The organism is Parapedobacter soli, assembly GCF_025460835.1.
Classification (GTDB): domain Bacteria; phylum Bacteroidota; class Bacteroidia; order Sphingobacteriales; family Sphingobacteriaceae; genus Parapedobacter; species Parapedobacter soli.
The window spans coordinates 46372-59481 of record NZ_JAMXAY010000013.1 but is presented as its reverse complement, the minus strand read 5'-3'; the positions used below and the strand labels follow the sequence as shown (position 1 = coordinate 59481).

Genomic DNA, 13110 nt, shown 5'->3' with positions numbered 1-13110 from the left:
TGGAGCAATGAAAACAATTTTGACGGAAATTTCGAAGGAAAAAAACTTCGATGCCTTCATCCAAGAGCAGATGAAGATTTCCACTTATAAGCCCGAGTGGAAAAAAGAGATGGACACGGAGCCTACGGCTTCTGGGGCTTACAATGAATTCGTCGGTGAATATGCGGCCGCACAGGCAGGTTCGTTCATCGCGAAAAATGCCGACAAACCGCTCCGTGAGATGCCCAACCTTGGGTCGATCACAGGCACGATCGGTCGCATGGGGGATCGCTGGCAGCTCGATAACGAGCGCCTGGATACACTCATGATGCTGGAGGGACGCTACCGCGACCGCGCCAAGAATTTCACCAATGAAAGGAAGGCGGCGGAATGGCAGAAGGTGTTGAAGTTCCTCTTCAACATGTATGAGCCGGCCGTGATCGCGCCGCACAAGCGTCTTGATCTACTGTTCTACAACGGTCTGTCAGACGGCAAGTATGAGGTGACGCTGGCCAATAACCCGGACGGCATCCAGTGGGAACTTGACCTCAAGATCCCGACGTACAAGCTGCGCTCGACGGATGTTCTGTTCAGCGATAAGGCGAACTCCGATCCCGTTGCCGTATTCCAGTACATCGTATTGGCACTGCGTGCGAAGGGTAAGATGGTAACCAAGTTGCAGATGAATTTCGTAACCGCACAGCTGGTGCTGGAGTCGGCGAAAATCAAAGCAGGCTTCACCGTCGACGTGCCGAAAGGACGGGTTACCCCATCCGGTATCGTCAGTCAGGAAATGCTGAACGGCTACTTCAAGGTGATCGGTTTGCCGCCTATCGAGATCGTGGATGTGTTCATCACGTTGCCCGGTACCAACACCGCGCCGGTGAATGCCTTCAAGGACAACCGGGTCGTTTTCCGCACCGCCTCCACCGTGGCCAAGCTCATGGTGAAGGATGCGTTGGAATCCAAGGATCCGCATCCCAATAAGGTCTACAGCGTGTATGAGGAAAACCTCATCTCCAGCTATCGCCGGGAAGAGGGCCGTTTCGTCGAGTACGAAATGAATGCGGTGCCTGTGTTCAACGGCAAGAACGATTTCGCAATCCTCAGGGTGGACGAGAAAGAATCTTAGCTGTGACACTGGCAGAGTTCATAAAGAAGAAGCTGCGAAAGTTCAAACTCCAAATCGAGGACGATGAACTGACGGTGAGGCTCGACGAGCTGGGTGGCGACCCTGACGGCGGGCTTACACCGTCTTCTTACATCATTGCAAAGCGCGTGATCGTGTCTGTAATTCCCGAGTTGCTGCTCGAACCTGATATCTCCCAAGGGGATTTCTCGAAAAAGCACAATATGGACGGGATTATAGCCTATTACGGGATGCTTTGCGACGAACTCGGTGAAGAGAATAAGCTGGCGCCGCAACCGAAAGTGTACGATGCTTCAAACCGCTGGTGACATGTCCGTGCAATACCCACATAAGCTCCAATATATCACCTCAGGTGATCCTTACCAGGACGCCGACGGCAACTGGGTCAATCCGAGCGAAAGCACCGACTGGCTCAACGCCACGTCGCTGGAAACGGATTGCCGCGACCAGCCCAATGATAAGGGGGTGAAAATGACGGTGGTGGATGGAGAGGTGCTGGAGTTCGGGTCGGTGGTTTATTGCGAGCTTGACGTGCCCGATCTCAGCCGGGGTGACCGGGTGAGGATAAACCACGGTAGCAAGGTGAGGTTGGAGGGAACGGTAAAGCGGTTCAGTAGGGATGAATTCCATTGCAGGATCTGGGTATGATACAGCCGACTTTCAATAGGAACGATATACGCAAGGCTTTGAGGCAAAACTTTGCCGACAAGCTGTATCGAATCTATTTGCGGGGTCTTCGGATCGTAGGGGAGAAGGCGGTTGCCTATGCCCGTAGCCTCAACACGTATATGGACCAGACCGGCAATCTGCGCAGCTCCGTTGGCTATGCCATCTATCACGACGGACGGTTACTGGAGCGAAATTTCAAGCAGGTGCTGGGCGGGTCGGTAGGTACATCAGAAGGCGAAAAGCACGCGGCCAGTAAGGTGCCGAGCAGGGGCTTTGCGCTGATCGTGGTTGCGGGGATGTATTACGCACTTGCCGTGCAGACAAGGGGTTATGACGTGCTGGATGGCGCTGAGATCGAAGCGGAAAACGAACTGGATAAGTACATGCGTTCCGTGACGGAACAGATTAACAAATGGGCGGCATGAGGACGACACTGGACACAACAGCGATCCTTTACGGGTTGGTTAACGTTTCCGGCGTCACCACGCTGATCAACGGCGCGGTGTACAAGGATGAGATGCCGGCGAACTCCACCAATCAGAACATCGTCTGCGTGAGCACAACGGTGGACAACGAAGGATTCCAGACCGGTATCGGCTATGTCAACATCCATGATCCGGGTATCATGCCGAACCACGTGTGGTTCAAATCGGTGACAGATGTTGTGGCAGGTATCATTAAAGCGCATTACGTCCGCAACGACTACCACTTGCTGATCACCAATATCGCCGGCCCGATGAAGAGGGAAGGGACGCAGGGCTATTTTATGAGCATCCGTGTACAGTTCAAGCTGTACTACAATAGTTAACAGAATTATTTACCACTAAAATCATAAAGAAATGGGTTTAGTAACAATTGGCCTCGAAAAAGTAGAGGTCGCACCCTTGGCAGGTGATGGCGGGCCGGGTACCGTATTTACCTCGCTCGGATTCACATCAAAGGGTACGTTTTCCTTCCAGGAAGATGATGCCACGGTGAAGAACGTGGAGGTGGAGGAAACATCGACTCCACTAGCTGCTTTCAAGACGGCCGGTGCCCGACGGGTGCTGCTTAGTCTGGCGGATCCGGATGCGGATGCACTTTCAAAGACACGTGGCGGAACCGTTGACACCGCTGGTGGCGGAAAGGTTTATTCGGAAGATGACGCCGTTGAATACGAGTGCACACTCCGAATCACTCCCAAGCAGGGATTCAAGCAGATACAGTACAACAAGGTGTCGCTGTTGGGTAAACTCAACGGTGGGCTGGGTGCTGATCAGGAGTTGCTGCTTGAGATCGCTGTGGACATCTTGAAGCCGACGAAAGAAGGCGTGAAGGTGATGGAGATCATCGAAGTGGCACCGGCGGGATAGAACTGACTATGGGGCGCATTTCGCGCCCCTTTTATCTCTCTAATTCAATATGGAAAAAAAGGAGTTTGACCAATTGGCCGCCGAGCAGCGCAACATCGATTCACTGATCGGTAAGGGCATGGACTTCGAGGTTGAAACGCGCGGGTTGGAAAGGTGGATACGGAAAAAACGTGTATTCACGATCACCGAACCCTATACCGGCACGCTGGACCTGCTTGCGGATGAGTTCATCAAGATGGAGATCGATACCGATGCGCTGGACGCCAATCCGATTCAGGAGAGCAACAGGATCGTCCATCGGTCTGCCAGACGCATGGCGCGTATTGTCGCCATTACCGTGCTCAATGGCCGGTGCTGGGTTGAGGTAACCCCGTATCGCGGATTTGTGAACCGTCCTTTGATCAATCGGTACACAAACTACTTCCTGCGACGCGTGAAGCCTTCCAAGCTGAATCAGCTAGCACTCATCATCCGGCAGCTAATGAATGCCGGGGATTTTATCAACTCTATCAGGTGGATATCCGGCGCGATGCCAAGGACAACGAATCCCAAAGCAGGCCTGGTAGAGGAAAAACAAAAGGCGGATTAAGCCCGCAGGGCCACCGGGCGCAGGTGTGTGCGCATTTCGGGTGGACCATGCAATACATGCTTTGGGGCATATCGTGGATGCAGCTGCACAAGATGCTTGTCGATCAGCCGGTCTACGAGTACGATGAAGACAACGGTGGTGCGGCACCAAAAACTGACTACGAAAGATTCATGGCGTTCAACGCCAACCTATAATAACGGGAAATGGATATCAACGGCGGACGGCTTTCATTCGATGCTTACATAAAGGATACCGACTTCAAGCGGCAACTGAACGCCATGGAGCAGCGTATCGTCGGCATGGCGGATACCACCGTGAAGGAAACGAAGCGGATGGATAAAGCCATGTCTGTGTTCGCCGCGTCCATTGCCGGATATTTCAGCCAGCAGGCGATATCACGATTCGTTAATGACCTTATCAATGTCCGCAGCGAATTCCAGCAGCTGGATATCACGTTCACCACGATGCTGAAAAGCAAGGATAGAGCGAACAAACTTCTGGCCGAGCTGGTCGACTTTGCCGGCACCACGCCGTTCGGGCTGAAAGACGCCGCCAACGCGGCTAAACAACTGCTTGCCTACGGCTCCATCGCCGAGGAAGTCACCGAGGAGCTACGTATGCTCGGTGACGTCGCTGCGGGGACCTCTCAACCGATCGGTGAGCTTACCTACCTATATGGTACACTGAGGATGCAGGGTCGCGCATATCTCATGGATATCCGGCAGTTCGCGGGCCGAGGTATCCCTATCTACCGGGAATTGGCACAGGTGCTGGGAACTACTGTCGACCAGGTTAATGATTTCGTTTCGCGCGGCAAGGTGGGGTTCGAAGAGATACAGCAGGCTTTCCGCAATATGACCGCCGAGGGCTCGATGTTCGGCGGCCTTATGGAGGCACAAAGCCAAACATTCCAAGGACAGATAGAGCGTGTACGCGATGCTTGGGACATGGTACTCAATGATATCGGAAAGTCAAACGAGGGCATCATAAACGCTACCATTTCCGGGGTTAGTACTATTATAGAGAATTACGATAAGCTGCTTGATATACTTTCGGGGCTGGTAATTGTATACGGTTCTTATCGAGCTGCACTAATCGCTACAGCGGCCGTACAACAGCTCAACATATCGTTAACGAAAGGGTGGACGGTTGTTGAATTATTGCACTTCAACGCCATGAAGGCCAAGGCTGCGTTACTGGAGTTGCTAAGATCACGGCAATTAGCACTCATGATGACGACGGCCGCTTACACAGCTGCTATATCTGCACTGGTTGCTGTCATCTATTCCTTGAACCAAATCACAGACGCAACAGCAGCAGCCAGGGTGCGGCTTAACGAGGCCGAAGAGGCTGGCGCCAGATCAGCAGACGAGGAAAAACGAAAGATAGAGCAGCTCATCGAGGTGATGAAGAGCCAGACTTCTACTGCAGAACAGAAGGAGGCCGCATACAAGAAACTACTCGATCAGACGGACGGCATCCTACTTTCCTACTCCCAGGAAGAGGTGGCCACGGGCAAGGCTACTGCAGCACTAGACGAATACATCGCCAAAATCAGGGAGGCCGCATCAGCACGAAAGGCATTCGAAGAGTTCAATGCCCTTGCGGAAAAGATGGATGAGCTAAACCGAAACGGCGTTAAGGGGATCGATATGTGGACCAAGTTCGGGCGGTCGTTCCAGAACACATTCTACAAGGGGAGCGATCGCACATGGGGGCGGTATTTCCGGGACCTGTTCAGCGGTGAATCCATGGGTGAAAGTATCGTGAACCAGGAGAAGAAGGTGCTGGAAACCTCTATGGATGAGTTGAAGAAAGTATGGGGTGACAAATTCGAGGAAATCATCACCGGCGTTAAACCGGAGGACATTACCGAGCCGGTGGTCACCATCACCGAACGCTTAAAAGAGCTGAACCAGGAGATATCGACCACGGAAGCCGAGCTTAAATCGGCATTGAGCCCTGATGCCGTATTCGATAAGAAGAAGATCGACGGCCTCAAGGAATCCCTCAAAACACTGACCGAGGAACGAGACCTGCTGATGGGTAAAACCAAAGAGGGTGAAAAAGCTAATAAGGATCTGGAGCGCTGGGGCGATAAGCGGCTGGATATCCTGCAACGGATTGCCGAGAAGGAAGCCGACATCCAAGCCAAAGGCATGACCGCCAATGAGCGTGAGCTTCAGGAAACCCGCAATCATTACGACAAGCTACGGCAGGTCATCGAGGAGCATAACCGAAAAGCCCCTGCAAGCCAACGAATAGGTCCGGGTGTGCTATCCGTAATTGACGGAATGGAAGCGCGTGAGACGGGTGATATCAAGTACCGTCAAGATACTCAATTGCTGATCACCCAGCTGGACCGACAGCGTGAACTTTGGCGTGACTTCGAAAGCTGGAAGAACGAACTGGGAGAAACGTCGGCCCGCCAGCGATATGCAAAGGAGCTGGATATCATCGACAGCTTCCGCCAGCGGGTAGAGGAACAAACGGCGCTGCTAATCGGTAAGTCAATGGCCGCTGGGCTCACGGGCCCGGAATCCGAGCGGCTTAAAGAACTGCTAGACTTGCAACGCGGCATCGTGAAACAGGAGCAGCAGGACCGTGATGCCAATACCCAGCGCCTCCTGCAAGATTATGCCTCCTACGAGCAGAAGCGCGTACGATTGCGTGAGAATGCCGCCAAGGATATGCAGGAGCTCGACGAAGAAGGCCGAAGATTACGCAAGCTCCAGCTGGATGAGGAACTGAAAGAGCTTTATAAAACCGAAATCGAGAGCGATGCGTGGTACAAGGAAATGATGAGTTCTCTTGATACGGCCGGATCCGCGGTAGCGCTTACCGCTTTAAAGCACGGTAAGGAGTATGTGATGAACCTCATCGATGCCATGAGGGGTGCTACCGAGGCTGAAAAGGCGGAGTTGAAAAAGATGTTCGGCGATTTTTTCACCGGTGCGATTGAAAATGTGGAGCAGGAGAATTTTGCCAACCTCACTGGGTTGGTAGATGGCTTTGGCCAGCTGGTTGAGTCGGCCATCCGTTTTGACGGCACGATGTCGGGCTCATTCAAAACGATTGGCGCCATGGTTAGTCAAGTCAGCCAGCTTGCCAAAACGTTGGGGCAAACCTTCCAAGATGTGGGTGGAGGCATGAGTAAGGCAGGCGGTATCGGCTCCATCATCGGTGCGTTCCTTAGTTTATTTGGCGGGATATCCGAAGCCATTGAGGCATCTTACAGCAAGCGTGCCCAGCGGGAAAAGGAGGCTAACGATTTCCAGATCAAACAGCTTGATGCGGTCACGCGTGCGCTCGAATACCAGTTACAGCTGGTTAATGACATCTACGGAACGGATAAGATTGCTGCCTATTCCAAAGCGGCCAACGATGCCGCTAGAACAGTAAACGAAAGCATTTCCGGCCTACCTTTGGGTATAGTTGCATTGCAGGGCAACAACAGGGGTAATAACCAGCTTCTGGACGAATTCAACAAGAATTTCGGTTCCATTGAGGAACTCGACAAAGCCATTGAACATGCCAGTAAAAAAGCCGACAACTTTTGGAATAAAATCAACCCGTTCAAGCGTTGGGGCACCGATTGGGAAGTAGAGGAGCGACTACTCAAAGATTTGCGCGAGCGTGTGCTAAATGCCGAACAGTACCGGTTTGACTGGAAATCCATCGAGGATATCACCCAAGAGGAGATTACCCGTCTTCGGCGAATGCTTGACGAGGGGAAGTTCGACGATGTGATGTCTGCGAAAATAAACAACATCATCGAACAGTATGAGTTATGGAAGGAAGCCAACAACCAGTTGCGCGCCGAGCTCACAGGCACCACATTCGGCGGCATCGCTGATGATATTGTAGGGATGTTCGAGCGTGGCACCATTGCCGCTGAAGATTTTGCCGACAACTTCGAGAAGATCATGCAACGGGCCATCCTGCAATCTTTGAAGCGAAATGTGCTGGAAACCCAATTGCAGGGTTGGTATGAGGACTTTGCGACCGCAGCGGAGGATGGATTGAACAGGGGCGAGATATCTGATCTTGAAAGCGCATACAACGACATCATAAACAATGCGAAAAAGCAATTCGACGACCTAAAAGAACTTACGGGAATCAGTTTTGAATCGGAAGATTCTGAGAGCAAGGGACTTTCCCGCGCCATCTCAGGCATTACTGAAAGCACGGCCAACAGGCTGGAGGCCGAATTCGGCGGGCTAAGGCTAGCCCAGCTGCAATTGCTGGAAGTCACCAAATCCAACACGAACATCTACAACGAACAATTGCAGATCATGAATGCGAAACTGGCGGTGCTGGTAAGCATCAACGCGAATACAGGCCGTACGGCTGACAATACCGATCGGCTCGCCAACATCGAGACGGCCATCGTTTCGCTGAATAACAAAATCTCCAACACTGACAGCCTGATGAGGGGGGCAGGATTACGATGAGTAACTACAGGTGGAATACATACGACCCGGCTACACAATGGGGGATATACTTCGGCAAGGGTACGGATGCCGAGCTATTGAAAGCACCGAAGCTGAAGGATAACGGCCTATCGATCAACTGGGCGGGCGAGAACGGCACGGAACGTTACCTCGGCACCCGGCGGTTTGAAAGCCGGACGCTGGTCATCCCCTGTACGCTTATGGCCACCAGCGAATCGGATTTCCACACGAAATACAACGCGTTGTGTGATTTCCTGATGACCACCGGTGAGTTCAATTTCGACATCGTCAGCCGGAACCGTCGCTACAAAGTATCGTATCAGGACATGACGGGTGTGCGGAAGCTTGGCACGTTCAGGTCGGGAAAGGTTGGATTTGAGTTCAATTTGGTTTTGGTCGACGACCATCCCACAGAGCGATTTGCGATTACGACATGATCTACGAGATTAAAAGAGGAAGTACCGTCATTGCTGCGGTCCGAGCATCCGGAAAGCAGTTCAAGGCTATCATGTCCGAGGACAGGGTGGAGATGGAATTCTCTTTGCCTTCGCCAGTCGCGTTCCAAATCGGCGACACCGTCGAGGTGTACGGCCAGACCTATAAAATCAACAGACCATCCAATATTGGCAGGCGGTTCGATAAGATAGGCTTCACGTACCAGCTCGAATTTGAGGCGCTGTATTACGACCTAGGAAAATGGGAGCTAAAGACGCTCGACAAGGATAACCAGCTGACTGAATCGGAAGTCTACATGATGTCGGATGCGGCCACGATGATTGATTTAATCGTCAGGAACGCCAATCGGGTATCAAGCGGATGGACGGTGGGCGCTGTAGAACCCACCGAGGTGATGCAATTCGGGTACAGCAACGCCAAGTTGCTGACGGTATTGCAAGATTTGGCCGACAAGTATAACCTTGAATTCTGGGTAACGGGAAAGCAGATCAATTTCGGACGCAACCAAGCTTCAAGCGGCCTTACCTGGGAGTATGGCAAGGCAAATGAACTTTATGAACTGCGGCGCGATCGTAGCGATATCCCGGTCATTAACCGACTGACTGTGTTGGGTGGCACGCGCAACCTTCCGGCCGACTACGGACACCGACGCTTGCAGCCCACCGGCGGCAATCCTATTACGGTCACGCCAGTAGGGGACGTCGTGGAGCAGACGGTCACTTTCGACAACATATATCCTCACAGGGTCGGAACGGTGAGCCATGTTACGGCTGACAACGTTTTCCGTGACACTTCGCTTGATTTTAATATCAATAGCTACCTGACCAATGAGCCGGCAAAGGTGGCGTTTATTTCAGGTCAATTGGCTGGATTTACCTTTACCATTGCCGACGCTGGTTACGACCACGCAACCAGACAAATTACGCTCAATCCAATAATTGACGATCCAGCATATCCGTCGGGCGTGCCTAACGCCGTGCTGAAGCCCGCTGTCGGCGACAAGTATGTCCTGCTCGACATCTTCATGCCACCGTCCTATGTGGCCGCAGAGGAGGCTAAGTTGCAAGATATCGGCGAGCAGTATTTGGAAGATTACAAGGTCAGCCATTACAATTGGTCGGCATCGCTCAAGCCGAAATATGTGCTTGAGGACGCGGTGGAATTGGTGCTTGGCAATACGGTGAGGATCGTGGATACGCCGCTGGGTGTTGATACCGACATACGGATTTCCGGCTTCACACGCGACCTGCAGGAGCCGTACCGATACGAGGTGTCGCTGTCTAACATCATCACAGTTAGCGAGCTGGTAAGCCAGCGAAACGCGCAGGATAGGCTTGCATACACGATCCAACGATCGGGGCTGGCTGACGGGTCATTGCAGACTAGCGAAACATTGCAATCAGTCACTAGACGGGGGTCGGTAACTGACAGGGCTATTACTGTCAGGGGCACGCGCAACACACATCTGTTGTCGGTGCCGCTTGCCGCGCCACTCACGGAAGACGTCGTTCCAGGCGAGGCTTACATTTGGTTCGGCGCGCCGGGTTCAGGTGGAGGCGGGGGAACGTCCGGCACGTTGGCGGGCTTGGACGACACACTAATAACATCGCCGCAGAACGATCAGGTGCTCACCTATGATGCCAGCATAGGACGATGGAAGAATAGCTCCTTCACCGTCGACCTTACTGGCTACGCGACGCAAAGCTGGGTGAACGCCCAAGGGTACGCGGTACTGGGAACGGCAGGCGGTCAGGTGCGGAACAACACGCAGCTGGATGCGCGGTATAAGGCGATAGGCTGGATGCCTACGTGGGCGGAGGTGTCGGACAAGCCTACCACCTTCGCACCATCGGCGCACACGCACAACGCCAGCGACATTAACGCAGGTACGCTGGCTATCGCGCGCATACCGACAGGCACGACTGCCGGCACGGTAGCGGTAGGGAACGATTCCCGTATCATTAACGGGCAAACCGCGCACGGGTGGGGCAACCACCAGCTGGCTGGCTACGCGGTGCGTGCATCGGACAATACGTTTACCGCCCACAATCATTTTACGGGCGCTTTGTCAATTCCGCAGGCTGCGCCATCTGGGCCTCATGCGGGACAGGCTTACCTATGGTTTGGCGCGCCGGGAAGCGGAGGCGGCGGCGGTTCGGCTGGTACTTTGGCAGGGCTGGATGACGTTGCGTTGTCTAGCGTCACGAACAATCAATTTCTTCGATATAATAGTTCCACGGGTAAGTGGGTTAACTCCACGTTCACCGTTGACCTTAGCGGGTATGCCGTGTTGGGTACGGGTTCAGCGCAGGTGCGAAATAACAGTCAGCTAGATGCCCGGTATGCGCCCATCAGCCACACGCATCCGATTTCACAGGTGACTGGTCTGCAGGCAGCATTGGATGGCAAGGAGCCGGCTTTCGCGAAGAATTCTGCGTTTAACAAAAACTTCGGAACTACATCCGGCACGGTAGCGCAGGGGAATGATTCCCGGATAGTTAATGGGCAGACGGCGTTTGGGTGGGGCAACCATACGGAGGCTGGGTATTGGAATATATTCAATGCGCCAGCTTATCAAGCGCTTTCTGACCTCAACGACGCGGTAAGGGGTAGCTTCGAGCTTAACACTGTCGCTAGTAACCGGCCAACTTCTCAAGCGAGTGTTTTAACAGTCAATCAATATTCAACTGGAAATAATGACCTTTTACAAGTTAACTGGCCATTTCGGGGGAACGGTGTTTTTGCGATACGCAACAAAGGCAACACCGGCGCATGGGGAAACTGGAATATCTTTTGGCACGACGGCAACCTCAATCCATCTGATTTTGGTACTCTCGCCGGATCGAATACATGGACCGCGCACAATCACTTCACGGGTGCGCTTTCCATTCCGCAGTCGGCACCCACTGGCCCGCATTCCGGTCAGGCCTATGTCTGGTTCGGTGCGCCGGGAAGCGGAGGCGGTGGGGGAACGTCCGGCACACTTGCTGGTTTGGATGACATTGCCTTGGCATCCCTCGCCAATAATCAGCTCTTGCGGTACAACAGCAGTACCGGCAAGTGGGTGAACTTCACCGCAAGCTATGCGCCAGCGTCGCACACGCACCCAATCAGCCAAATTACCGGATTGCAAGCGGCGCTCGATGGCAAGGAGCCGGCATTCGCCAAGAATTCAGGCTTCAACAGGCCATTCGGCACGACAGCTAATACAGTAGCACAAGGGAATGATAGCCGGATAGTGAACGGGCAGACTGCGTATTCTTGGGGGAATCACAGCTCTGAGGGATATTTCTCTAACAACTATTTCGTCGGTCAAAATTCTGGAGCTGTTGAGAACTTAGACGAATCATTGCCACTTGGCGGCTACCGTTCAGGGTACGGAACCAACACATGGGCTGGGGATGGTCCTTCCGGGAAATCATACGGTGGGTTCATAAAGTTCTCAAGAGGAGGCAACAACTCAGGTGTCCAATTTTACTACAACAACGGACATGGGGGTGCTGATGGTCGGTACTGGTTTCGCTCAAAAAACAACGGAGGTCTAACGCCTTGGTACGAGCTATGGCACTCCGGCAACCTCGCCAACGGCACGACCTCCCAATACATCCGAGGCAACGGCTCGCTGGCCACGTTCCCCACCATCGGGAGCGGCACGCTATCGCTATCGACGGGCACTGGTCTTTCCGGATCCGCTAGTTTCGGAGCCAATCAAACGGGTAATACGACATTTAGCGTTTCGGTTGCGTCGGGATACACTTTACCGACCAATGGGCAAGTGAGTAATTGGAATGCGGCGTATGGATGGGGAGACTATCGCCAATGGGGACTGGCGTCTATAAACTCACTTGGTAGTATCGCAGCATTTGACGGACTCGGGGCAGCAAACCAATTTATTTGCGCAAGCACCGCGGCAAATACGCCGTTTACACAGCTCGGCGCGGGCATACACATGGCATTGGCGTCAACACGCATGGCGCAGTTGTGGTTCAACACGTCAGCCCAGACAGTCCAATTCCGCACCAATCACAGCGGGTGGAATAGCGTTCATACGTTCTGGACAACGCAGAATCTTGACAAATCCGAGTTCGTCTGGTCGTCCGGTAACCAAACGGGGTTATCAGGCAATAAGACGTGGACGGGAGTACATACCTTTTCAAGTTCGGTAACCATCGCGGCATCGGCGGCAAATACTGGGGGTATTTCGTTCGCCAGCACGTCTGTACTTCGCGAAACGGCAACAGGCAACGTCATTCTTGCGTCACCTCTTGGATCTCTCTATTTGAGGCCTTCCGGGACAGGTTCTGCGACCGGTCAGGCCGTAATCTCGCCAGACGGGGCTACATCCTTTTCGGGCAAAATCACATGCCCCGTCATTGAGCCGTCCGCTATCATCGTGCCATCGGCAGCACCTTCATCACCCGAATCGGGCAAAAGATATATATGGGTTTCATAAAAGAAAGG

General features: G+C 53.2%; 11 protein-coding genes. All 11 read left to right on the top strand.

Annotated elements, in window-relative coordinates:
- Window positions 1-7 precede the first annotated feature (7 nt).
- Genes NGM62_RS07815 through NGM62_RS07765 form a run of 11 tightly spaced genes read left to right on the top strand, consistent with a single transcriptional unit; the run spans window position 8 to window position 13102 of the window.
- Window positions 8-1111: a hypothetical protein gene (locus NGM62_RS07815; RefSeq protein ID WP_262246962.1), complete on the top strand. Its 1104-nt coding sequence runs from the start codon at window positions 8-10 to the stop codon at window positions 1109-1111.
- Between the two features lie 2 nt (window positions 1112-1113).
- Window positions 1114-1437 carry a DUF6706 family protein gene (locus tag NGM62_RS07810; protein ID WP_262246961.1) on the top strand — a complete coding sequence of 108 codons (324 nt, stop codon included), beginning with the start codon at window positions 1114-1116 and terminating at the stop codon, window positions 1435-1437.
- Window positions 1418-1777, top strand: a complete 360-nt coding sequence (locus NGM62_RS07805) for a hypothetical protein (protein WP_262246960.1) — start codon at window positions 1418-1420, stop codon at window positions 1775-1777. The genes NGM62_RS07810 and NGM62_RS07805 overlap by 20 nt, the downstream gene beginning before the upstream one ends.
- A complete protein-coding gene (locus tag NGM62_RS07800) occupies window positions 1774-2223 on the top strand; it encodes a hypothetical protein (RefSeq protein WP_262246959.1) in 450 nt (149 codons plus the stop codon). The genes NGM62_RS07805 and NGM62_RS07800 overlap by 4 nt, the downstream gene beginning before the upstream one ends.
- Window positions 2220-2606, top strand: coding sequence for a hypothetical protein (locus NGM62_RS07795; RefSeq protein WP_262246958.1), 387 nt, complete (start codon window positions 2220-2222; stop codon window positions 2604-2606). The genes NGM62_RS07800 and NGM62_RS07795 overlap by 4 nt, the downstream gene beginning before the upstream one ends.
- Before the next feature lie 31 nt (window positions 2607-2637).
- Complete coding sequence (locus NGM62_RS07790) at window positions 2638-3150, top strand: hypothetical protein (protein ID WP_262246957.1); 513 nt, start codon at window positions 2638-2640, stop codon at window positions 3148-3150.
- Window positions 3151-3199: 49 nt separating this feature from the next.
- Window positions 3200-3739, top strand: a complete 540-nt coding sequence (locus tag NGM62_RS07785) for a hypothetical protein (RefSeq protein ID WP_262246956.1) — start codon at window positions 3200-3202, stop codon at window positions 3737-3739.
- Window positions 3664-3933: a hypothetical protein gene (locus tag NGM62_RS07780; RefSeq protein ID WP_262246955.1), complete on the top strand. Its 270-nt coding sequence runs from the start codon at window positions 3664-3666 to the stop codon at window positions 3931-3933. Before NGM62_RS07785 ends, NGM62_RS07780 begins: the two co-directional genes overlap by 76 nt.
- 9 nt (window positions 3934-3942) lie before the next feature.
- The gene (locus tag NGM62_RS07775; RefSeq protein ID WP_262246954.1) at window positions 3943-8193 is read left to right on the top strand and encodes a tape measure protein; all 4251 of its coding nucleotides are present in this window, start codon (window positions 3943-3945) and stop codon (window positions 8191-8193) included.
- Entirely contained in the window at window positions 8190-8630 is a 441-nt protein-coding gene (locus NGM62_RS07770) for a hypothetical protein (RefSeq protein WP_262246953.1), read from the top strand. Before NGM62_RS07775 ends, NGM62_RS07770 begins: the two co-directional genes overlap by 4 nt.
- The gene (locus NGM62_RS07765; RefSeq protein ID WP_262246952.1) at window positions 8627-13102 is read left to right on the top strand and encodes a phage tail protein; all 4476 of its coding nucleotides are present in this window, start codon (window positions 8627-8629) and stop codon (window positions 13100-13102) included. The genes NGM62_RS07770 and NGM62_RS07765 overlap by 4 nt, the downstream gene beginning before the upstream one ends.
- The last annotated feature ends 8 nt before the right edge of the window (window positions 13103-13110 follow it).

Bases quoted from the DNA above. Each gene is read 5' to 3' on its own strand.
- NGM62_RS07815 (WP_262246962.1), top strand. From the start codon at position 8: ATGAAAACAATTTTGACGGAAATTTCGAAGGAAAAAAACTTCGATGCC.
- NGM62_RS07805 (WP_262246960.1), top strand. From the start codon at position 1,418: ATGCTTCAAACCGCTGGTGACATGTCCGTGCAATACCCACATAAGCTC.
- NGM62_RS07800 (WP_262246959.1), top strand. From the start codon at position 1,774: ATGATACAGCCGACTTTCAATAGGAACGATATACGCAAGGCTTTGAGG.
- NGM62_RS07795 (WP_262246958.1), top strand. From the start codon at position 2,220: ATGAGGACGACACTGGACACAACAGCGATCCTTTACGGGTTGGTTAAC.
- NGM62_RS07790 (WP_262246957.1), top strand. From the start codon at position 2,638: ATGGGTTTAGTAACAATTGGCCTCGAAAAAGTAGAGGTCGCACCCTTG.
- NGM62_RS07785 (WP_262246956.1), top strand. From the start codon at position 3,200: ATGGAAAAAAAGGAGTTTGACCAATTGGCCGCCGAGCAGCGCAACATC.
- NGM62_RS07775 (WP_262246954.1), top strand. From the start codon at position 3,943: ATGGATATCAACGGCGGACGGCTTTCATTCGATGCTTACATAAAGGAT.
- NGM62_RS07770 (WP_262246953.1), top strand. From the start codon at position 8,190: ATGAGTAACTACAGGTGGAATACATACGACCCGGCTACACAATGGGGG.
- NGM62_RS07765 (WP_262246952.1), top strand. From the start codon at position 8,627: ATGATCTACGAGATTAAAAGAGGAAGTACCGTCATTGCTGCGGTCCGA.